General features: G+C 44.0%; 18 protein-coding genes and 1 pseudogene. 2 read left to right on the top strand and 17 right to left on the bottom strand.

Annotation, left to right across the window (positions count from 1 at the left end; translation table 11 throughout):
* The 15 genes and pseudogenes from K4H96_RS04785 to K4H96_RS04715 all read right to left on the bottom strand — a co-directional run.
* A pseudogene (locus tag K4H96_RS04785) lies at positions 1–469 on the bottom strand (ABC transporter); the annotation flags it as partial.
* Positions 459–1,358 (bottom strand): ABC transporter ATP-binding protein, encoded by a 900-nt coding sequence (locus K4H96_RS04780; RefSeq protein WP_227956383.1) that lies wholly within the window; start codon positions 1,356–1,358, stop codon positions 459–461. The gene K4H96_RS04780 and the pseudogene K4H96_RS04785, both read right to left, overlap by 11 nt.
* Positions 1,359–1,492: 134 nt before the next feature.
* A complete protein-coding gene (locus tag K4H96_RS04775; protein ID WP_227956381.1) occupies positions 1,493–2,125 on the bottom strand; it encodes an RpiB/LacA/LacB family sugar-phosphate isomerase in 633 nt (210 codons plus the stop codon).
* A 297-nt stretch (positions 2,126–2,422) separates the two neighbouring features.
* Positions 2,423–3,793 (bottom strand): 23S rRNA (uracil(1939)-C(5))-methyltransferase RlmD, encoded by a 1,371-nt coding sequence (gene rlmD, locus K4H96_RS04770; protein WP_317627991.1) that lies wholly within the window; start codon positions 3,791–3,793, stop codon positions 2,423–2,425.
* 84 nt (positions 3,794–3,877) lie between these two features.
* Positions 3,878–5,227 carry an LCP family protein gene (locus tag K4H96_RS04765; RefSeq protein WP_223337043.1) on the bottom strand — a complete coding sequence of 450 codons (1,350 nt, stop codon included), beginning with the start codon at positions 5,225–5,227 and terminating at the stop codon, positions 3,878–3,880.
* Between the two features lie 18 nt (positions 5,228–5,245).
* A complete protein-coding gene (pheA, locus tag K4H96_RS04760; protein WP_223337044.1) occupies positions 5,246–6,079 on the bottom strand; it encodes a prephenate dehydratase in 834 nt (277 codons plus the stop codon).
* Positions 6,076–6,552 (bottom strand): shikimate kinase, encoded by a 477-nt coding sequence (locus tag K4H96_RS04755; RefSeq protein ID WP_223337045.1) that lies wholly within the window; start codon positions 6,550–6,552, stop codon positions 6,076–6,078. The genes pheA and K4H96_RS04755 overlap by 4 nt, the downstream gene beginning before the upstream one ends.
* On the bottom strand, positions 6,545–7,828 hold the full coding sequence (aroA, locus tag K4H96_RS04750; protein WP_223337046.1) for a 3-phosphoshikimate 1-carboxyvinyltransferase: 1,284 nt from the start codon (positions 7,826–7,828) through the stop codon (positions 6,545–6,547). The genes K4H96_RS04755 and aroA overlap by 8 nt, the downstream gene beginning before the upstream one ends.
* A gap of 133 nt (positions 7,829–7,961) precedes the next feature.
* Positions 7,962–8,300: a YlbF/YmcA family competence regulator gene (locus K4H96_RS04745; protein WP_002895097.1), complete on the bottom strand. Its 339-nt coding sequence runs from the start codon at positions 8,298–8,300 to the stop codon at positions 7,962–7,964.
* Positions 8,301–8,318: 18 nt separating this feature from the next.
* Positions 8,319–9,425 carry a prephenate dehydrogenase gene (locus K4H96_RS04740; RefSeq protein ID WP_223337047.1) on the bottom strand — a complete coding sequence of 369 codons (1,107 nt, stop codon included), beginning with the start codon at positions 9,423–9,425 and terminating at the stop codon, positions 8,319–8,321.
* A 15-nt stretch (positions 9,426–9,440) separates the two neighbouring features.
* On the bottom strand, positions 9,441–10,607 hold the full coding sequence (gene aroC / locus K4H96_RS04735; RefSeq protein WP_223337048.1) for a chorismate synthase: 1,167 nt from the start codon (positions 10,605–10,607) through the stop codon (positions 9,441–9,443).
* Between the two features lie 91 nt (positions 10,608–10,698).
* Positions 10,699–11,766: a 3-dehydroquinate synthase gene (aroB, locus tag K4H96_RS04730; RefSeq protein ID WP_223337049.1), complete on the bottom strand. Its 1,068-nt coding sequence runs from the start codon at positions 11,764–11,766 to the stop codon at positions 10,699–10,701.
* A gap of 10 nt (positions 11,767–11,776) precedes the next feature.
* The gene (locus K4H96_RS04725) at positions 11,777–12,631 is read right to left on the bottom strand and encodes a shikimate dehydrogenase (RefSeq protein ID WP_223337050.1); all 855 of its coding nucleotides are present in this window, start codon (positions 12,629–12,631) and stop codon (positions 11,777–11,779) included.
* A complete protein-coding gene (gene aroD, locus K4H96_RS04720) occupies positions 12,621–13,298 on the bottom strand; it encodes a type I 3-dehydroquinate dehydratase (RefSeq protein WP_223337051.1) in 678 nt (225 codons plus the stop codon). The genes K4H96_RS04725 and aroD overlap by 11 nt, the downstream gene beginning before the upstream one ends.
* Positions 13,295–14,458 carry a class I SAM-dependent rRNA methyltransferase gene (locus tag K4H96_RS04715; protein ID WP_223337052.1) on the bottom strand — a complete coding sequence of 388 codons (1,164 nt, stop codon included), beginning with the start codon at positions 14,456–14,458 and terminating at the stop codon, positions 13,295–13,297. The genes aroD and K4H96_RS04715 overlap by 4 nt, the downstream gene beginning before the upstream one ends.
* A 250-nt stretch (positions 14,459–14,708) precedes the next feature.
* Between K4H96_RS04715 and K4H96_RS04710 the strand changes: the two genes are divergently transcribed.
* A complete protein-coding gene (locus K4H96_RS04710; protein WP_002897278.1) occupies positions 14,709–16,904 on the top strand; it encodes an LTA synthase family protein in 2,196 nt (731 codons plus the stop codon).
* 163 nt (positions 16,905–17,067) lie between these two features.
* A protein-coding gene (locus K4H96_RS04705; RefSeq protein WP_223337331.1) for an ISL3 family transposase occupies positions 17,068–18,344 on the top strand; the annotation gives its coding sequence in 2 pieces (ribosomal slippage) (positions 17,068–17,578 and positions 17,578–18,344; 1,278 coding nt in all).
* Positions 18,345–18,444: 100 nt separating this feature from the next.
* Here K4H96_RS04705 and K4H96_RS04700 read toward each other — a convergent pair.
* Together K4H96_RS04700 and K4H96_RS04695 are read right to left on the bottom strand one after the other, a co-directional pair.
* The gene (locus tag K4H96_RS04700) at positions 18,445–19,326 is read right to left on the bottom strand and encodes an alpha/beta fold hydrolase (protein ID WP_002897276.1); all 882 of its coding nucleotides are present in this window, start codon (positions 19,324–19,326) and stop codon (positions 18,445–18,447) included.
* Positions 19,311–21,107, bottom strand: a complete 1,797-nt coding sequence (locus K4H96_RS04695; protein ID WP_223337053.1) for a serine hydrolase domain-containing protein — start codon at positions 21,105–21,107, stop codon at positions 19,311–19,313. Before K4H96_RS04695 ends, K4H96_RS04700 begins: the two co-directional genes overlap by 16 nt.
* Positions 21,108–21,399: the final 292 nt, after the last annotated feature.

The raw sequence follows: 21,399 nt of genomic DNA, 5'->3' as shown, positions 1-21,399 counted from the left end.
AGAGGCTTGATAGGCAAAAGCCCAAACCATATATGCTAATAATAGTTAGCATACATGCAGCGAAGCTTGCAACTAACTTTAAGATACTATCCGGAAAATCAATATCATTTAACGTGGATAAAACGATGAATATAGGTATAGCTTTAACTAGATCCACCAATATCTGAACCATAATTTTAAACATTAAGACATGAAAAACACTCTTACTACTCTGGATTACACTAATCAAAGTTCTATCATAAAGGTCATCCTCAATAAAAAAAGTTGGGTGCGTTATACTATGACTCGTAAAATACCAAGTAAATAACAAACATAACAATAAAAATTTACTTTGTGTATCTTTAAAGTATTGAAGATAAGCTGAAACCATTATCAAAATTCCAAAATTTGAAAAAAATAAATTGAATTTAAACTGCATCATCTCCTGCAGCTGCCTCTTTAACTCCCTTCTTATTTCTTTAATCATCATTGATAACCTCATACAATATTTCTTCGATGCTTTCTTCAACTTCTTCAAAAAATATCATCTCAAAATTATTAAAGATATTATTTTTTACCTGACTATCTTTTACTTCAACAATCAACCTTTCATTTTCTACTTGATAAGATAAATCAGGAAACAGTCTCTCAAAAGCATCTTTTTCAGAATCTGAAATACCTWTTTTATATTTAATCCACCTTGTATTTTTCCCAAAGATTTCTGAGAAACTACCTTGCTGGATTATTTTCCCTCTACTCATGATACAAATTCTTGTTGATATTTCTTTTGCAAAATAGATATCATGAGTCGTCATGAGAACAATGGTTCCTTTTTCCTGACTGAGAGTTAGTAACAATTTCGCAAACTGCTTTTTGGCAATGACATCCAGACCATTGGTTGGCTCATCTAAACACAATACTTTTGGCTTACAAAGTAAAGCAATAATCAAAGACAATTTTTGTCTCGTTCCCTGTGACAATTCGGACACCAAGACATCAACATAGGGATGGAAAGCTAGTTTATTAAATARATCCTCCAATTCTTCCTTAACCTGACCACGCGAACTTTTATTCAAATGTAAAAAGTAATCAATATTTTGATTTGCCGTCAGATATTCGTAGTAGCCTCTACCGCTTTCTAGTACAAGCTTGACATTGTTATGAATATCTTTCGAAGTATTCTTACTGCCAAAAACAAATACATCACCTGCGTCCTGTAAMATTAAGCCAGAGATAATTTTTATGAAAGTTGATTTACCTGCACCATTGGTGCCCACTATAGAAACAATCTCTCCTGAATGCGATTCAAATCTAGGAATGTCCAATACAACTTTACCACGAAAATTTTTCTTTAGATTGCGTACAATAATTTCATTCATACTCGCATTAACCTATTTCGATTACTAATACTTTGAACTGCACCCCAAAAATTAGACACAAAAAAATCTAACTTTTGGGGTACAGTTTATCTAGCGATTGTTCGTTTCATAAATCTTTAAAATTTATGATTGCTTCAAATCTTATTTAAAAGATATTTTATTAGTTTCTCCTCCCTTGAATGCTTAAGTATATAATCAATGACATSTTTTTTAGACAATATTTTAGCCATAAATTCCTGTTCCAACTGCTCCATAAACTCAATCAAAGATACCTTACTTATTTTATTAAATTTTTTTACACGGCTGGTTTCTTTAATCTTTCGTTCTGCAACCTCTGGTGGAAAGCCAATTCCAAATTCTCCATCAAACAACTTTTCTAAAGTATATTCAAGATTGAGATTTCCTAACCAACCAAACCCCAATCCCAAAGGCAAACTAGCTACATTACCATTATTAATTCTTCCGAATAAGTATGCGTCTTGCGGATTCTGAATAAAGCCTGATAATAATCCTGGCAGTGTGTTACATGCCAAATTCATTCCTTGCCCTGAGGAACATCCAGTTATTACAAAATCAACCGCCTTACTATTAATGAGTAAGGCAATCAAGACCGCAATTTCTGTATATGAATATGAATTTATTTCTTCTGGATAAAMCCCAAAATTTATAACTTCATAATTCTTTGATGACACTACTTTGTTTGTTATTTTATATATCATTTCATTTTTATCAACTTGCGTTGTTCCTTGGATAATTCCTATCTTCATTTCCACCCCTCTAATATTACATTTTTCATTACTATGAAATACAAAAATATATCGTAAAATTCTAATTTATTTTACTCAAAATTTTTAATATTATATAATGCCCTTTCAGTACAATTCCACATTTCTTTTTTATCTGTACAATATAAAGTGGCGAAACCTTTAAATTATATTTTCTAATATTTATTCCAAGTTTTTCACCAGCAAACCTACACACTCAGCGGTTCGGACTTACCGTATCATTTCGTCGGTTTCCCTCCTCATTCTACGAGTCCTATCCCATGGGCGGAGCATCTACTTCTACTTCGCTGATACCTCAGCTCGTACAAGCAGTGATACCGCCTCAACATGATGCGTTTGAGGAAATAAGTCAACCGGCTGGACTTTCTTCAACTCATACCCTAATTCTTGGTAGAGTTTGATATCACGCGCCATGGTTGCGACATTGCAGGAGATATAAGTGATTTTCTTGGGCTCCATGCTGATGCTGGCTTTGATGAAGCTCTCCGTCAGGCCTTTTCGTGGTGGATCGACTAGGATGACATTCGCTTGGATGCCCTCTTTATGCCAGTTTTGGATGGCTTCTTCAGCAGGGGCGCAGACATAGCTGGCATTGGCAATACCGTTGATTTCTGCATTCTTTCGGCTATTTTCGACCGCTTCTGGGATCACTTCCACACCATAGACTTCCTTGACATGCTTCGCGACAGAGAGCCCAATCGTTCCGATACCCGAGTAGGCATCAAGCACCACATCATCTGCAGTCAGCTCGGAAAAATCAAGGGCTGTCTGATAGAGCTTTTCTGCCATCTCGGTATTGACTTGATAGAAAGCTGGTCCAGAGATTTGGAAGTTATTTCCCAGCATCTGGTCGGTAATGTAGTCTTGACCATAAAGCGTTCGCCAGTCTTTTCCGAAAATCGCATTGCCGGGCTGGTCGTTGATATTCTGCATAATGGACTTGATAGTTGGAAAAGCCTCTGTCAAGCGCTCCATCAGCTGCTCTACTCGGAATATTTTAGGACGGGTTGTCACCAAAATTACCATAATTTCCCCTGAATAATGGCCACGACGAACAACTAGATTGCGAATGAGTCCAGTCTTTTCTTGCTCATCGTAGGGTTTGAGGTCAAAACAACGCAGCAAGTCGCGTGTAAAGAGGATCACTTGATCAATGACTGGATCCTGGATATAGAAATCTTCAATCTGCAGGAGGTCATGGGAATTTTTCCGGAAAAAACCTGTTTCCAGCTGGCCATTGACACGGCGGACAGGCACTTGAGCCTTATTGCGGTAGCGCAGCGGCTGCTCCATACCAAGTGTCGGAGGCACTTCAATATCGGACAAACCAGCAATCTTATAGAGACTGTCCTTGACCTGCTTGCGTTTGAAGTCCAGCTGAGCTGGATAGTTCAGATGCCCCAAGTCAGCAATCCCTGTACGCAGATAAGCCATATCAAGATTTTCATTGCGCTGGGCTGAAGTACGAAGAAATTCTTCTACCTTACCAAAGCCAATTTTTTTGTTGACCTTAAGCACACGCATGCGGATGAGCTCACCCGGCAGGGCATTTTCTACAAAGAAAACTAGGCCCTCTGCCTTGGCCACTCCTGCTCCCTCATGGCTCAGATCCACAATTTCAACTTCAATCACATCATTCTTTTTTAACATATTTTTCTCTTTCTGCTTTATCGCTCTGCCATTTCCCAAAAGAAAAGGCAGAACATCGTCCTACCTTTCATTATATCATATATCTTATCTGAGACCCATTTGCTGCAGTCTTTCTTTATAGGCTTCAAAGTCAATCAAGAGCCCTTGACCACCGTACATGTCATAGGTATCAACCCAGTCGCCATTTTCCGGAATCGTCAGGCGCTCAACCCCGTTGCGGGAATCTCCAGCCATAGAGAGACCATTAGTCAAAAGGAAGCTGTATGGTACATTGGTCGAAGTCAAGGCAAAGACCTTACCAAGAGCCTCTGATCCGGTAAAGAGCTTAGTCGGATCTTTGACCTGCTGGAAGACAGCTGTCAAAACTTCCTGCTGGCGACGGGTCCGGCCAAAGTCGCCCTCATCATCCTTACGGAAGCGAGCGTAGTTGAGCAAGGTCCGACCGTCCATCTGCTGCTGACCGACCTTGATTGTTTGATTAGGCACCACACCGTCCTTCATATTCAGGTCATCTGGCACTTCAACTTCTGTCACCTTCTCCCCATCAATCGTTGAGAACTGGGCATTCATGCTGACGCCATTTGGGAAAAGGGTATCAATAGCTGTCGCAAAAGTCTGGAAATCCACCAGTGCATAATATTTGATGTCCAAATCGAAATTATCTTTGAGCATCTGGCGGACATAATCTGCACCTCGGTTGTGGTTTTGCTCCCCAATCGTGTAGGCAGAATTGAGCTTTTGGTCATAGTAATCTGCCTGCGACGGATCGGTGTACTCATTGCTGACGCCGTCAATGTGAATGAGGGTATCACGCATAAAGCTGACCAATTTAACCTTGTGGTCCTTATTACCAACATTCAAGACCATAATGGAGTCAGTCCGCGTCTCAGTCGAGTCGTCACCAACCCGGCCATCTGTTCCGAGAATGAGGATATTCACTCCGTCCTTAGTATCCTTGCCGTCAAAGAATTCCGTTTCTGCTGGCTTAGAATTGCCATTATGAGCTGTCGTCAAGCCTTTGACAAACATGAAAATCATGCCACCCAAGACCATCAGCAGGAAAATCCCTGCCCAAAGCAGAATCCGTTTCAAGCGGATTTTTTTGCGAGGTTTCTTAGGCTTGTCTTGTCCCAGACCAGCTCCTGCCAGAGCTTCCGGCTCCTTCTTTTGCTTTCTGCTGCGAGAAGAACGCTCAGGGTACTTGGGCAAGAGGCCAGAAGAATCCATTTCCACAGGCTCTTGCTCAAAGGCGTCACTAACTGTATGCGGCTGCTCTTTATGGTCCGGCACACTGGCTGAACTGCCAATCCCCTTGGACTTCTGACGCAGATAGTCAAATTCTTTCTTTTCTTTATCGTTTAGATAATAATAATTTTTGTAGAGATAATCTAAGCGGAGCTGTTCATGATGGCTAAGATTTTCTGGTTTCTTCATCTCTTCTCCAATCTATTGCTACTTGTCCTCAATCAGAAACACACTGTAGCTACCAAAAATTTTATAAGTAATTCCAAGACTTGTCAACTCTTGATAGGCAAAATCCGCCAATTTTTTCTGCTCGTTGTCAATGTCAATAATGAAGAAATACTCTCCCAAAGCCGTTTTTAGAGGCCGGCTCTCAATCTTGGTCAGGTCAATCCCACGCCAAGCAAAGGTCGACAAAGCCTTATAGAGGGCACCAGGCAGATTGTCCGGCAAGGTCAAAGCCAGTGTCTGCTTGTCTCCTGTCTTGGTCAGTTCAAGCTTAGGAACCTCATGACCTAGAATCCAGAAGCGGGTATAATTTTCTTCCATTTCCTGAATGTCGCTGGCTGCTACTTTGAGCCCGTATTCTGCTGCAGCCGTGCGCGGGGCAATAGCCGCAAAATTCTTTTCAGGATGCTCTGCCACAAAACGAGCTGCATAGGCCGTACTAGCCGTCACCTCAATGGCGGCCTGCGGATAATGCTGGCGGATATATTTCTTTCCTTGGGCAATAGCCTGGGGATGAGAAAATATCTTCTCAATCGGCTTTTCTAAATCAGTCACCAAGAGCTGCTGCTTGATGGGCTGGACGATCTCAGCAACCGCCTGAATATCTGCTTGATGAAAAAGATAGTCCAAGGTTTCATGGACACTGCCCTCAATGGAATTTTCCACCGGAACGACCGAGTAATCCACTTCCCTAGCCTCATAAGCCTTCATGACCTCGGTGATATTCTGATAGGGCACCAAGTCCTCGCTGGGAAAGGCAGCTTGGGCTACATGGTGAGAAAAGGAGCCTCTAGGACCTAAAAATGCTATTTTCATTGAATTTCCTCAATAATTTCCTGCGGGCTTTTGAGCCTCGTATCAACAATCTGGGTCGCCACTTCCTCATACCAGGCCTGACGCTGCTCAAAAATCTGCTGCAAGTCTGACTTGCTCTGGTTTAAGAACAAAGGCCGCTCCTGCTCAGCATCCTGCTGAATTCGCTGATAGAGCGTTTCAAAATCAGCTTTCAGATAGATATTGTCAGCATTCTGAGTCAGTAATTTGCGATTTTCTGGGCTGACGACTACACCGCCGCCAGTTGAGACGACCAAGTCCGTATCGATCAACTCAGCCAAGAGCTGGGCTTCTGCAGTCCGAAAGGCTGCTTCACCATGCTGATCAAAATAGTCCTTGATTGACATGCCCAGCCGCTGGCAGAGGAGTTCATCCATATCGACAAAGTCTTGGGCTAAGCCTCGGGCCACTGTGGATTTTCCGGCTCCCATAAAGCCTAGCAATATCCTAGCCATGCATCAAGCCCTCCAAGTCGCTGAAGAAGCTTGGATAGCTGGTCTTAATGGCTTCAGACCGCTCAAGTTCTACCTGACCGCTTTGAGCCAACAAAGCAGCAATTGCCGTCATCATCCCGATGCGATGGTCGCCAAAGGTGTTGACCTGAGCACCATGAAGAGGTGTTTTCCCTTCAATAATCATGCCGTCTTCCGTCGGGGCAATAGCTACGCCCATGCTATTGAGAGCGTCTGCCACTACCTGGATCCGATCGGTTTCCTTGACCTTGAGCTCCTCTGCATCACGAATAACAGTCCGTCCCTGAGCCTGAGTCGCCAGAAGCGCAATAATCGGCAACTCATCAATCAAGCGTGGGATAATCTCGCCTCCAATCTCCGTTCCCTTAAGCTCAGAAGTCTCAACGGTGATGGTAGCAGACTTAGCTACTGGATCGACATCTGACAGCGTCATCCGTCCGCCCATAGCCTCTATCACATCTAAAATCCCTGTACGAGTTTCATTGATGCCGACATTTTCTAAGACAATCTTAGAGTCCGGCACAATCAATCCAGCCACCAGCCAAAAAGCCGCACTGGAAATGTCACCTGGAACCGTCACTTCCTGAGCAGTGAATTCCTGACCACCCTGAATGCGAATTTCCTTACCCTCAACCTCAATCTGCCCACCAAACTGGGCAATCATATCTTCTGTATGATTACGAGTGATTTCCTTTTCAATAATAACCGACTCTCCCTGAGCCTGTAGGGCAGCAAAAATCAAGGCCGATTTAACCTGAGCAGAAGCCACTGGAAGCTGATAGTGAATAGGTTGCAGTTCCCTGCTGCCCTTCATCTTGAGCGGTGGTAAATCGCGCTCAGTCCGACCAGAAATCTCTACTCCCATCTGCCGCAGAGGAATGGTCACCCGATCCATAGGCCGCTTGGATAGACTGTCGTCACCAAACATCTCCGCTTCGAAGTCCTGACCAGCCAAAACACCAGAAATCAAACGGATAGACGTTCCAGAATTGCCCATATCCAGCTTATTTTTCGGTGCTTGCAAACCTTCAAATCCTACGCCATGTATCTTGACTAGATTTCCATCGTCCTCAATCTGCACGCCTAAGTCACGAAAAACCTGCATGGTTGACAGCACATCTTCTCCTCGCAGAATGTCATGAACGGTGGTGACCCCCTTGGCCAAACTGCCAAAAATAATGGAACGGTGACTGATAGACTTATCTCCAGGTACGCGGATACGGCCCTTCAGGCCTTTTACATTGGTTGATAATTTCATAGGTGACCTCATACTTTCCTTTGTTGCTTCTTATTTTATCATAAAAAGACCAGAAATTCTTAAAATTTCTGGAATCCTAGCTGAAGCAAAAAGAATCCAGGTATTCAGCCCAGATTCTTCTTTTTTTATTAGCTTACTTAAGCAAATCCTGCACCGGATCAAAGATAATACGCTCAATGTCCGCTAGATAGATGGACAGTTGCTGCTGCTTATTGAAGAATTCAGAAAGAACAGCATTGCCCTGAATCTTCTCACCAAAGGAAGTCATCTTGTCCTGTACCTCCTGAGTCGGTACCTGACCAGTCTGAGCCAGCTGTTGCAACTCCTGCTGGAAAGCCAGATAATCTGTAAAAATAGCTTTCGCTTCGCTATCAGCATCTACTGCTTTCTTGCTTTCTGCAACTGCCTTGTACTCAGGCAGATCACGCAGATTTCTGCTTAGTTCATTGGCTAAATCATAAATATTTGACATAGAGTTCTCCAATCTATATTAGTCTTCGGACACTAGGTAATCCGTATTTTCTCTTACTATTTTAGCAGATTTTTCCAAATCTTGGTGATTTTTAAAGGTGATTTGCAGAATACCGTTGATATCTTCGCGGTTTTCCTCGTTGATACGAATATTGACAACAGAAATTCCCCGCAGGAGCTCCAGAATGCCCAAAATCGCATCTTCTTCATCAGGCACCTCAATAAAGAGGTCGTAAAAGCTGTCTACACCGGCCCGCTTATGAATTTCCATCTGCTTGCGGCTTTGCCGTCCTCGGTCGAAAAATTCCCAGATTGCGGTCTCGTCCTTAGCCTCAATCGCTGCGGCAACCTTGTCTAACTGGTCTTTAAAATCTTCTAGCCGCTCCAAGATAGCTTCAGGATTTGTCAAGAGAATAGAGGTCCACATACCTGGCTCGCTCTCCGCAATCCGTGTCATATCTCGAAAACCACCGGCTGCAAAAGATTGGGTCAGCTCATGCTCTTGGCTATAAGTTGCTGCTTGCTCCATCAAGCTGGAAGCTAGGATATGAGGAAAATGGCTGATTTGACTGGTCACTCGGTCATGCTCGGCTGCATCTACCTGAATAAAGCGGGCATGAAGACCACTTAGCAAGTCTTTCATTTCCTCAAGAGTACCCGGCTTGGTCAGATTAGAGGGCGTGAAGATATAATAGGCATTTTCAAAGAGGGTGACATGGGCTGCCTTGGCTCCGGTCTTGTGACTTCCAGCCATAGGATGAGCTCCGACGAAACGGACGGGCTTATTCTGAAGATACTTTTCTGCAGCTGCCACAATCTCAGCCTTGGTCGATCCAGCATCTGAAATGATAACATTTTCCTTCAGGTCCAGCTCCGCTAGATCTTTGATAAATGCTATGGTCTGCTTGATGGGCACAGACAGAATAATCACATCAGCCAATGGAGCAAAGGCGGCAAAATCATCCGTTACCCGGTCTACCATTCCACGTTCCAAGGCAACTCTACGCGATTCTTCACTTCTGTTATAGCCGAGAATTTCAATCTCAGGATGAGCTCGCCTGATGCCCAGAGCCAAAGAAGCTCCAATCAGTCCCAGACCTGCGATATAGACTGTTTTTCTCTCCATGCCCACTCCTTTCTTCTAAAAGTTCTTGACAAATTCCCGGTGGCGGGCTACCGCATCCTTTAGTTCTTCCAGATTATCCGAAGAGAATTTCTCCAAGACTTCGGTGGCTAAAACTGTTGCCACCACGCTTTCCATGACAACACCCGCCGCTGGCAGAGCCGTAGGATCGCTCCGTTCCACCGTCGCCTCATAAGGCTCATGGGTCTCAATATCCACGCTCATCAGAGGCTTGTAAAGGGTTGGAATAGGCTTCATAACCCCGCGCACCACGATTGGCTGACCATTGGTCATACCGCCCTCAAAGCCGCCTAGATTATTGGTCCTGCGAGTGAAGCCATCCTCCTCAGACCAAAGGATTTCATCCATGACTTGACTGCCTTTGAGACGACCGGCTTCAAAGCCCACACCAAACTCGACTCCCTTGAAAGCATTGATGGACACGACTCCCTGAGCAATCTTAGCATCCAGCTTCTTGTCCCATTGGACATAGGAGCCCAGACCAACCGGCACACCACCAACGACAGTCTCAATGACACCACCGATGGTATCCCCGTCTTTCTTAATCTGGTCAATGTAGGCCTTGATTTCTTCTTCGCGATCGGGATTGACAATGGAAACCTCTGACTGGGCAGCTCTTTCCTTGATTTCTCCTACAGTCAGATTGTTCGGCACATCAATATCAATGCCACCAAAGGTTACGATATGGCTGGCTACCTCCACACCGATTTCTTCAAGCAAACGCTTGGCTACTGCTCCGACTGCCACACGCATAGTCGTTTCACGCGCAGAAGAGCGCTCAAGGGAATTTCGTAAATCGTCAAAGCGGTATTTCATACCACCAACCAAGTCCGCATGGCCAGGGCGTGGTTTGGTAATCTTGCGCAGCCCTTTTTTCTTTTCATCCACATCTGCCGCATTCATAATCTCCAGCCATTTCTGATGATCCAGATTCGTGACATTGAGGGTAATCGGTCCGCCCATAGTCAATCCATGCCGAACACCAGACGTAATCTCAACTTGGTCGCTTTCAATCTTCATACGGGCACCGCGTCCGTACCCACCCTGACGACGCTTGAGCTCAGCATTGATATAATCAGCGGTCAAAGGAAGACCAGCTGGCACTCCCTCAATAATAGCTGTCAGACGTGGTCCGTGCGATTCTCCTGCTGTTAAGTATCTCATACATTTTCTCCTATTTCTGGGATGGAAAGAGCTGGACACTCTGTCTATTTTTCATCCAAACTGTCCAATCATCTTAAACTCCATCTGGCACTTATTTCTTCAGAAATTCTTTCATCTCTTCCAGCGGAATCTGGTGAATACTAGCCGAACCCAACTCAGGAACAAGTACTAGTTTAATAGAATTCCCTCGAGCCTTCTTATCATGGGTCAAGGCCTGATAAAGAGCAGCTTCATTCCAAGGCTGGTAATCCACCGGCAAGCCAAACTTCTGACACATATGGATGATGTTTTCTGTGATTCCGGCTGGCATGAGGCCTTTCTTTTCAGCGACGCGGGAAACTTGTACCATGCCAATCGCTACAGCTTCACCGTGCATGACTTTTCCATAGCCCGCCGTCGCTTCAATAGCGTGCCCAATAGTATGGCCGAAATTCAGATAGAGGCGGACGCCATTATCCAGCTCGTCCTCGACCACAATCTTACGTTTGACATCGCAGGAATGGTAGATGATGCTCTCTGCATAATCCAAAATCGACTCTGGACTGCCATCCATTTCTGACAGCTCATCCCAGAGTTCCTTGTCCTCAATCAAACCGTACTTGACCACCTCGCCCATGCCTTCGATTAGTTCCCGCTGACCCAAAGTATGCAAGACCTCTGGGTCAATCAGAACGCCATCTGGCTGGGTAAAGGTGCCGACCATATTCTTGGCCCAGGGCGTATTGACACCTGTCTTACCACCGATAGAGGAGTCCACTTGAGCTGTCAGACTAGTCGGAATCTGCACGAAATGAACGCCTCGCATGTAGGTAGAAGCAACAAATCCTGCCAAATCACCAACAACGCCGCCACCCAAGGCCACAATACCGTCACTGCGAGTCAGACCAACCTTGACCAAAAACTCATAGACTTTGTTGACTGTCTTTAAGTTCTTGCTGGCTTCACCCTCCAAAAAGTCAAAGACAAAAGTCTCAAACCCAGCCGCTTCCAAGCTCAGCTTGACCTTTTCCGCATAGAGTCGAGCCACTCGATTGTCCGTGACGATAACTACCTTCTGAGGCTGCCAAAGCTGACTCAGCCAGCTTCCAGCCTGAGATAAAGACCCCTTTTCGATGAGAATATCATAGGGATGATACGGGAGATTCACATTCAGTTTCATAAGCGCCTCCTTATTTATACAATTCTTCTAAACACTGCCAAATTTCCTGACTGGGCATGGTCTTGCCAGTCCAAAGCTCAAAGGCTTCTGCTCCCTGATAAAGCAGCATACCAAGTCCATTGACTGCTGTCACATTTTGATTTCTGGCCCATTTGAGAAAGGGCGTTTCGAAAGGTTGGTAGATAACATCTGCAACTAAAATCTGGCTAGGCAGCTCAATCTGTTCAGGCAGGGGCATGCTGATGCCATCCATGCCTAGACTAGTCCCATTGACCAGAAGGTCTGATTGGTTGATTTTATCCTGCAAACTATCCGCATCCTCCAAGGTTAGTACTTGGATACGACTCTTGGTTTGGTGACTGATAGCTGCCATCTTTCTGCCAGTCTTCTCATAGGAAGCTTTCCGAGTAAAGACGAAAATTTCCTCTGCATTGTCCAAAGTTGCTTGAGCAATAATAGCTGTCGCTGCTCCGCCTGCTCCCAAAATCGTCATTTTTTTGCCCCGAATAGCAAAAGAAGGCAAGCTCTTAAAAAATCCCTTGCCATCTGTGTTATAACCAACTAAAATTCCATTTTTATTCACAACCGTATTGACCGCTCCGATAAGGCGGGCGCTGACATCAAGCTCGTCCAGATAAGGTATCACTTCCTGCTTGTAGGGCATGGAAAGATTGACACCAAACATATCGAATCTGCGGACATTTTCTATACTGGCCTGCAGATCCTTCGCTTCTACTTCCCAAGCTAGATAGACACCATTGACATCAGTCTTTTCAAAAGCCATATTGTGAATAAGAGGAGAAATACTGTGCTTAATTGGCTTGGCAACCACAGCAGCCATGCGGGTGTGGCCATTAATTCTCATTCAAAATCTCCTGGATTTTCTTCATATTGCTCAGAGAAATCTGACCAGGTGCTGACGCCATCTCCTGACTGGCAAAAGACCAGCAGGAACCTGTCAAATCAGCCGCAATGCGTGAAATCCTGCCGACTTTTCCCATGGAAATGGTGACAAAATCCTGCTCAGGATTCAAAGTCTTGAAACCGCGAGTATAGTTCATCAAGTCCAGCACATCCTGCTCATTGTGAGCCATGACAGAAACCTTGACCACCTTAGGGGTCAGAGAAGTAAGCTCAGACAGGATTTCCATCATATTTTCAGGTGTCTCCTCAAAGTTGTGGTAGCTCAGCACCAGATTAGGAAACTCCAGCATTTCTTCAAATTTCCCCTTGTGAGAGAAGTATTCAAAGTCGATATAATCCGGCTGGTAAAAACCGGCTACTTCCTTGATGAGAGCTACGTATTCATCATCGGACAGTTCGATTTCTCCGCCTTCCTGACGGGTCCGCAGCGTGAAAATCAATTCACGTCCAGCAAATTTTTCAAAAATAGCTGGCGCAACATTTAAAATATCATCCTTGGCCAGAAAATCCGCCCGCCATTCAATAATATCCGCATCTTCGTAACGTGATACATCAATTTCTTGAGCTTCTTCTAAACTCTTGGGCATTACAGAAACGACTAATTTCATTGGTCCACCTTTATTGTAAATACCTTGAGGTAATTACTGCTCCCGTCTTTTTTATTATAGGCAAAGTCTGCTGGCAAGCCATACTCCGCAAGATAGCGGTGCTTTCTGCCGGCAAGGCCTTTTTCAATTTCTTGTTTAAACTTACTTTTGGAAAGATTAGCTGCATTGGTACTTAAAATCATGATTCCCTGAGGATTCAGGATTTCCAAAGCTTGTGCAACCAAACGATGATAATCTTTAGCAACCGAGAATGTCCGCTTTTTATTTCTAGCAAAGCTAGGCGGATCTATCACAATGACATCAAAACTTAGAGCGTGACGCTTAGCGTACTTGAAATAATCAAAGACATCCATCACCTGAAAGCGATGCTGATCCAGTGTCAGACCATTGGCCAGAAAATGAGCTTCAGAAAGCTCACGGCTGCGCTTGGCCAAATCAACTGATACTGTCTGACTGGCACCTCCCATGGCTGCTGCTACTGAAAAAGCAGCTGTATAGGAAAACATATTGAGCAAACTTTTACCAGCAGCCAGACCATCTACCAGACTAGCACGCACATCGTGCTGATCCAGAAAGATACCGGTCATGAGACCGTCATTCAGAAAAACCTGATAGCGAACACCGTTCTCCAAGACTGTGAAGGTTTCTGGCGCTTCCGCTCCGTAGAGATGAGCTGATTCGTAGTTCAAACCCTTGAAACGAATCTTTTCATAAGCTCCCTGAATCTCTGGGAAAACCTTAGCGAAGGCTGTCAGAATCCGCTCCTTGATAGCAAAGACAAAGTCATTGTACCAAGAAAAAAGCGCAAAGTCATTGTAGAAATCCACCGTGAAGCCACCGAAGCCATCCCCCTCTTGATTAAAGAGTCGAAAAGCTGTCGTGTCAGCCGAATGGAAATAAGTAGAACGTCTGCTCTTAGCCTGCTCAAAGAGAGTTTGAAAAAAATCCAAGTTCAGCTCTACCTTCTTCTGGGAAATCAGCCAGCCTACTCCCTTATTCTGCGGAGAGAGATAGGCTGTGCCTAAGAACTTTCCCTGACGGTTTTGCAGCTCCACGCATTGATTCTGAAGCGAAAGAGCACCAAAATCCTTTTTATCTAATAAAAGAATGCCCTTTCTCAGTTTTTCTTCTGCCTGTTGACTAACAGTAAGTTTATTCATAAATTATATTATACCAAAGATTGTGAAAATTCTCAAAACATATTTTACATTTGAGTTAATAAAAGATTTCACAAACAAGTGCAAAACGACTATAAACCTCTCCATAGAGAGGATAAGGCTTTTATAGAAATATTACAATTTCGCCGATTTAAAATATCTCAAATGCGGCTCAAATTTTCCTTAACTGGAGAAATTATGTTATACTTAGAGGAGAAAATTTTTAGGAAATAAGACAAGGAAGTAACTTTTTGTGAAAAAAATAACCAAGAATTTACTCAATTTCATGAGTACGAGACTAGGTTTTGTCTTGATTTTACTGGTCCTCTATTGGATAAAAACCATGTGGGCCTATACGATTGATTTTAACCTTGATATCCAAGGTGCCTATCAAGTATTTTTAGCTATTATCAACCCTTTCCCTATCAGCCTCTTGCTGCTGGGACTGGCACTTTATGTAAAACGAACCAAATTATTCTACAGCCTAGCCTTTGGAATCTATCTACTCCTCTTTGCTTGGCTGGTATCTAACTCCATTTACTACCGCGAGTTCAGTGACTTTGTCACAGTAAACACTATGCTGGCTTCAAGCAGCGTTTCAGCCGGACTTGGGGAAGCAGCACTTGAGCTCTTCCGCCCTTGGGATATTCTTTATCTGATTGATTTCCCGATTTTGGCCTTCTTATTCTTTAAGAAATACATCCGCATGGATGACCGGCCTTTCAATAAACGTGCCAGTTTTGCTGTGACATCCCTGTCCGCCATGCTGTTCTCAGCCAACCTTTTCTTGGCTGAAATTGACCGGCCTGAGCTCTTGTCACGTGGATTTTCCAACTATTATGTCGTTCGGGCTCTGGGCTTGCCAGCCTTTCTAGGTTACAGTGCTAACCAGACATATACCGCCAATCGTGAGCGCTCCAAAGCTTCTGAAAAAGACTTGGAACCAGTAACAGAATATATCCAATCCCACTATGCGGAACCAAATCCAGAATATTACGGGATTGCCAAAGGACGCAATGTCATCTATGTCCATCTGGAAAGCTTCCAGCAGTTCCTGATTGACTATAAGCTGCAGGCAGATGGGAAAGAGTACGAGGTGACACCTTTCCTCAATTCCCTCTACCACTCCAATTCGACTCTGGCTTTCTCTAATGTCTTCAACCAGGTCAAGGCTGGTAAGACTTCTGATGCTGAAACCATGATTGAAACTGGGCTCTTTGGTCTCAATCAAGGCTCCTTCATGGTCAACTACGGTGGTACCAATACCCAGCAAGCTGCACCTTTTATTCTTTCCAAAAATGGCGGCTACACTTCTGCTGTTTTCCACGGAAATACAGGAAGCTTCTGGAACCGTAATACTGCTTACAAGCAATGGGGTTATAACTATTTCTTCGATGCATCTTACTTTACCAAGCAGGACGACACCAACTCCTTCCAGTACGGTTTGAACGACAAGATTATGCTGAAAGATTCCATCAAATATCTGGAACACCTGCAGCAGCCTTTCTATGCTAAGTATATCACGGTTTCCAATCACTATCCTTACACGACAAGTCTGATTGGCGACGAAATTGGCTTCCCTCTGGCCAAGACCAAGGATGAAACCATCAATGGCTACTTTGCAACTGCCAACTATCTAGATTCTTCTGTCAAGGCCTTGTTTGATTATCTCAAAGAATCCGGCCTCTATGACAACTCTATTATCGTTCTCTACGGAGACCATTTTGGAATTTCCCAAACCCGTAATCCTAACTTAGCCCCTCTTGTAGGAAAGACTTCTGAGACTTGGTCCAATTATGACAATGCTATGATGCAGCGCGTACCATACATGGTAGTGGTACCTGGCATGGACAAAGGAAAGATCATTGATACCTACGGCGGTCAAGTGGATATGCTGCCAACATTGGAGCATTTGCTGGGCATTGACTCTAAAAACTACCTTCAGGTTGGACAAGACCTGCTGTCATCTCAGCATCAGCAAATCACAGCTTTCCGATCCAGCAATAACTTTGTCACTCCAAAATACACTAGCTTCAACGGACGGACCTACTACACCCAGACCGGTGAGGAAATTACCAATCCAGACGAAACTATCAAGAAAGAACTGGATGAGATTCGTAATGCTGCCAATACTCAGCTTAAGATGAGTGACGCTATTCAAACCGGTGACTTGATTCGCTTCTACAAGGGAAATGACTTAGGCAAGGTCAACCCTAAAGATTACTCTTATCTTAATTCAATGAAGGCCTTGTTGGCTATTGAAAAGGAAAAAGGCGACCAATCAACCAGTCTTTACTCTAAGCGAGGTAATGTTTCCACTGTGGACCTCTTTAATTCGCCAAGCTATCGTGCACTGCATCCAGAGCAGTTCCAAACTAGCAGCAGCGACGAAGACAGCAGTCAGGAAGACTCGAGCTCTTCCAGCTCTAGTTCCACAGCCAATCCATAGATAGCAAAAGCCTTAAGTCCATTGGACTTAAGGCTTTTCAGGCTCTATAATTTCTGTAGTGGGTAAAACCGCTGTAGGAATGATGGAGCCTCTTTTGTTGTAGAAAAAAAGTCCCATAAGTCCTATAATGAAAAGCGATGAAACTATCATTAGAAAGACTGTTATCGAACAGTTCAATTTTATCACAAACTTACTGGGAATAAAAGACCCTAACATCACTATCTTGGATGTTCTAGATGCTGGAACTCATAAAGAAATTATCTCTAAGCTAGATTATCCTGCTCCTAAATGCTCCCACTGTCAAAGACAAATGGCTAAATATGACTTCCAGAAAGAATCCAAAATTCCATATCTAGAGTGTGTGGGATACAAAACGCTGATTCGGTTAAAGAAACGCCGTTTCCGCTGTAAAGTCTGTAGGAAAATGGCAGTCGCAGAGACTTCCTTAGTCAAGAAGAATCACCAAATCGCAGCCATCGTCAACCAGAAAATCGCTCAAAAATTGATCAAGAAAGTCCCTATGAAAGCTATCGCTGAAATCCTAGCTATCTCCACTTCCACCGTCATTCGTAAATTGAAAGAATTCAAGTTCAACGTGAACCTCAACTACCTTCCAGAATACATGAGCTGGGATATGGAAACAGTCAGGGAAGTGACTGTTTCAATCGGCAGATAGAGATGAGCTTCATTGCACAGGATTTTGATTCCAGAAAGATCATAGCTATCCTAGATGGGCGGGCTCAAGCAACGATTCGCAACCATTTCCTTCGTTATTCTAGACAGGTAAGAAGTCGAGTGAAAATCATTACAATGGACATGTTTAGCCCCTACTACGATATTGCCAGAAAACTATTTCCAAACGCTAAAATCGTTCTGGATCGTTTTCACATTGTACAACATCTCAGCCGGGCTATGAACCGCCTCCGCATCCAAATCATGAATCAGTTGAATAAAAAATCGCACAAATATAGGGCACTCAAACGCTACTGGAAACTCATTCAACAGGATAGCCGTAAACTCAGCCATAAACGCTTTTATCGTCCAACTTTTCGCATGCACTTGACCAATAGAGAAATTCTGAAAAAGCTACTTTCTTACTCTCAAGAACTCAGAGAACACTATAAACTCTACCAACTCCTGCTTTTTCATTTTCAAGAGCAACAGGCTGACCATTTCTTTGGACTCATTGAAGATACCATTTCTTGTGTAAATTCTATTTTTCAAACTGTTTTTAAGACCTTTTTGAAAGATAAGGACAAGATCCTGAACGCACTGGAACTGCCCTACTCAAATGCAAAACTAGAAGCTACTAACAACCTCATCAAAGTCATCAAGCGAAATGCTTTCGGATTTCGGAACTTTGAAAACTTTAAAACTAGAATCCTCATCGCTTTGAATATCAAAAAGGAGAGGACTAAATCAGTCCTCTCCAGATTATAACTTTTCATCAATCCACTACAGTTGACAAAGAGCCCGAAAAAGAGGGATAAGTTGCAGATAAGTGAAAACCTCTAAAGTTGGAAAACTTTAGAGGTTCATGCTAAGGTTGAAAATGCTGGTGCAAGATAGCAAAGTAATCCTGCGGATTATGAAGAAATGGGAAGTGGCCGCTGTTTTTAATCGTAAAGACTTGGGCGCTAGGGTAGCGGCTGATGACAAAGTGCATGCTAGCACCAAAAATATCATTGTCACCGAAAGTCACGGTAATAGGAAAAGCAGGATCTTCTAGTCGGGGCAAGAGAGGATAGGCCATAATTTCCTTTCTTGTCTGATTGCCTGCTTGGACTGAAACATTGCTCATGTCTAGTTTCACATCATGAAAGGCTGGATAGTCGGCATTGTAATTACGGACAACTTGGCGAAAGAGAGCTTGCGAAGCCTTGGAACTACCAAGATTGCCGAGCAGAGAATAGATTCCCATTTTTAGCCATTCGATAGTCGTGCAGTGATTTTTATTGTAATTCATCATCTCTTTTTCCATTTGCTGCCACTGCTTGCTCGTGCCTGTTCCCGGAGAGGAAAGAAAGAGACTAAGAACCCGCTCAGGGATTTTGCTGGCGTAGATTTGCGCGTACAATCCGCCCCAGGAATGTCCCAAAAGGTGAAATTTATCTACATTGAAGTGGTCGGCAATCGTGTTGATGTCCGCAATGTAGGCTTCCATGCTGTAGTCGCCACTCAGGCAGGGCGATTTTCTCGTTCCCCGCTGGTGAAAGACAATCAGTTGATAATCTTTTTCGAGCTTAGGGATAAAGAGCTTGAAGTCATCAGGCGTTCCCGGTCCACCGTGCAGCAGGATAATCGTTTCCTTGTCAGGATTGGGATAGCAAACGGTGTAGAGTTGGTCGGATCCGTTTTGAATCATTGTTTCGATTTTTTGAGAATGGGTCATAGCTTTCCTTTCTATTAAAGTGCCCACCATTGGTAGAGGCTCCAGTAGAGGATATTGAGAACGACGATAAGTGAAGCGCTGCTGGTCAAGTAGGTCAAGATTTTTCGACCCTTGCTAACTTGGAAGGTTGAGCGCAGGAAGATGGGCAGCGCAGCATTGACCAGAAAAATCAGTGCTAAGAAGGCAAAGAGAATGGCTTGCCAGCGATAATCGGGCATGTACTTGCCCGAAACGGCAACGATGACGAGACCTGCTAGATTGACTAGGCTAACCAAAATCAGTCCGCAAGTGCCATAATGCCAAATTTTCCAACTTCTTGGAGTCGCTCTTTTACTTCCTTTCCCAAAAAGCAAGCGATACACCTTACCCAAAGCAGCTAACAAAAGAACAAGCACAGCATAAACAACTGCGAGACCCAGCAGAGCGACAGAACCATAATCCTTTACCACCTCCCAAAGCGAGAGCTTTTCTAAATGATTATAGGTTGTTTCAACTTCTGTTCGTCCTTGGCGATGTTGCCAAAGCCAGTAGTTGCTGAGTAGCAGATGACCGTCTTTGATCACATCTTTCACATAAAAAGTATAAACAGGAGTAAGGCGCGAAATAGAGGTCGGGCCTTGCTGAATGGAGCGGGAAGTCCGATACATGCCCTCCTGAAAGTCTTTTTGAGACTGGTTAGGGGCTTGCTTTTTCTTGCCAAAGACTAAATCGGGCAGACCGAAAGAAAAGGTGGCTTCTTCTCTCTGATTTACCATGGTAACCATGCCGATACCCGACTTGAAATCCAGCGAAATCATGGTTGAAAAACCGGCAAAAGAATGACCGCCGTGCCCTAAAATAGAGCCTATCTCATACTCTGTCACCCAAAAGCCGTGGGCATTCTTAGCGACTGCTTTATCTGAGAATGTAGAAGTTGTCTGATACAGTTCATTCCAGGTTTCTGGGCGCTTAAAGAGCTTTTCCTTTCTCAAAAGAGCTTGCGCGAACCGCTTGAAATCGGCAAAAGTCCCTGTCGCCTGCCCCGCTGGATAAATATCCGCGGGAAGCAATTTATCTAGATATAAACTTCCGTTTGTATCATAGGTTTTCTCACCCTGCCGCTTGTCTCGGACATAGGTATTGTCCGACAAATCAGGTAAGAGAGCGGTATGGTTCATGCCCAAAGGCTGGAAAATATGCTCGTGGACATAATCCGCAAAGTCCTGTCCGCTGATGCGCTCCACGATATAGCCTGCTAGAGCTGTACTGTAATTGGAATAGGATGTCACCGTCCCTGGCTCATAAGTTTGAGCGGGCTGGCTTTTTAGTAATTCTTCCAAGCTCTTGCCTGTTCCTGTGTTCAGCGGCGTTTCATCAAAACCCGCTTGGTGGTTCATCAGATCCAGCATGGTAATGGGCTTGTCGTATTTGAGGTGTTTCAGGAAATCCTTGGGCAAATACTCTTTTATATCTGTTTTTAGGTCAATTTTTCCTTCTTCCCAGAGCTGCATGACGCTGAGCCAGACGGTCAATTTGGTGGCGGAGCCCCATTCAAAAACCGAGTTGTCGTCCACAGCCAGCTTCTTTTCCTTGTCCATATAGCCAAAGTTCTTTTGGTAAATGGTTTGGCCGTCCTTATCAAAGACTGCTGCCGCCAGTCCCGCGCTGGTTTTTTCGTGTTCCTTGTGGAAATTTTCAATTTTCTGACCGATTTGGTCATAAGGCGTGCCCGACGGCAATTTTTGCTGGTCAGCTCGAACTTGCGCTGCTCCAAAAGCGAGCAAGCCACAGCTTACTAACGCCACAGCGTTTTTCAAAAATGATGGTTTCATGATATCCTCCTTAAGATGTATTTTCCCCTTTGCACCCTTATCCTAACAAATGGACAATAGCAAATCTACCCCTTTTCGGTAAGTGGTAAGATTTCCTAAGTAAGTGGTAGAAAAAGTAGCTCTATAATTTCTGTAGTGGGTAAAACCGCTGTAGGAATGAGCGAAACGCTTTCGGCTTTCGGAACTTTGACAATTTTCAAACTAGAATCCTCATCGCTTTGAACATCAAAAAGGAGAGGACTGATTTAGTCCTCTCCAGATTATAACTTTTCATCAACCCACTACAGTTGAC

The organism is Streptococcus sanguinis, assembly GCF_020729765.1.
Lineage (GTDB): Bacteria > Bacillota > Bacilli > Lactobacillales > Streptococcaceae > Streptococcus > Streptococcus sanguinis_Q.
The sequence above is the reverse complement of the archived record's forward strand: the minus strand, read 5'-3'. Positions and strand labels throughout refer to the sequence as shown.

What these genes read in the sequence shown, in the direction of transcription:
- rlmD (WP_317627991.1), bottom strand. Translation starts at nt 3,793, where the DNA reads ATGTTAAAAAAGAATGATGTGATTGAAGTTGAAATTGTGGATCTGAGC.
- K4H96_RS04765 (WP_223337043.1), bottom strand. Translation starts at nt 5,227, where the DNA reads ATGAAGAAACCAGAAAATCTTAGCCATCATGAACAGCTCCGCTTAGAT.
- pheA (WP_223337044.1), bottom strand. Translation starts at nt 6,079, where the DNA reads ATGAAAATAGCATTTTTAGGTCCTAGAGGCTCCTTTTCTCACCATGTA.
- K4H96_RS04755 (WP_223337045.1), bottom strand. Translation starts at nt 6,552, where the DNA reads ATGGCTAGGATATTGCTAGGCTTTATGGGAGCCGGAAAATCCACAGTG.
- aroA (WP_223337046.1), bottom strand. Translation starts at nt 7,828, where the DNA reads ATGAAATTATCAACCAATGTAAAAGGCCTGAAGGGCCGTATCCGCGTA.
- K4H96_RS04745 (WP_002895097.1), bottom strand. Translation starts at nt 8,300, where the DNA reads ATGTCAAATATTTATGATTTAGCCAATGAACTAAGCAGAAATCTGCGT.
- K4H96_RS04740 (WP_223337047.1), bottom strand. Translation starts at nt 9,425, where the DNA reads ATGGAGAGAAAAACAGTCTATATCGCAGGTCTGGGACTGATTGGAGCT.
- aroC (WP_223337048.1), bottom strand. Translation starts at nt 10,607, where the DNA reads ATGAGATACTTAACAGCAGGAGAATCGCACGGACCACGTCTGACAGCT.
- aroB (WP_223337049.1), bottom strand. Translation starts at nt 11,766, where the DNA reads ATGAAACTGAATGTGAATCTCCCGTATCATCCCTATGATATTCTCATC.
- K4H96_RS04725 (WP_223337050.1), bottom strand. Translation starts at nt 12,631, where the DNA reads ATGAGAATTAATGGCCACACCCGCATGGCTGCTGTGGTTGCCAAGCCA.
- aroD (WP_223337051.1), bottom strand. Translation starts at nt 13,298, where the DNA reads ATGAAATTAGTCGTTTCTGTAATGCCCAAGAGTTTAGAAGAAGCTCAA.
- K4H96_RS04715 (WP_223337052.1), bottom strand. Translation starts at nt 14,458, where the DNA reads ATGAATAAACTTACTGTTAGTCAACAGGCAGAAGAAAAACTGAGAAAG.
- K4H96_RS04700 (WP_002897276.1), bottom strand. Translation starts at nt 19,326, where the DNA reads ATGGTGGGCACTTTAATAGAAAGGAAAGCTATGACCCATTCTCAAAAA.
- K4H96_RS04695 (WP_223337053.1), bottom strand. Translation starts at nt 21,107, where the DNA reads ATGAAACCATCATTTTTGAAAAACGCTGTGGCGTTAGTAAGCTGTGGC.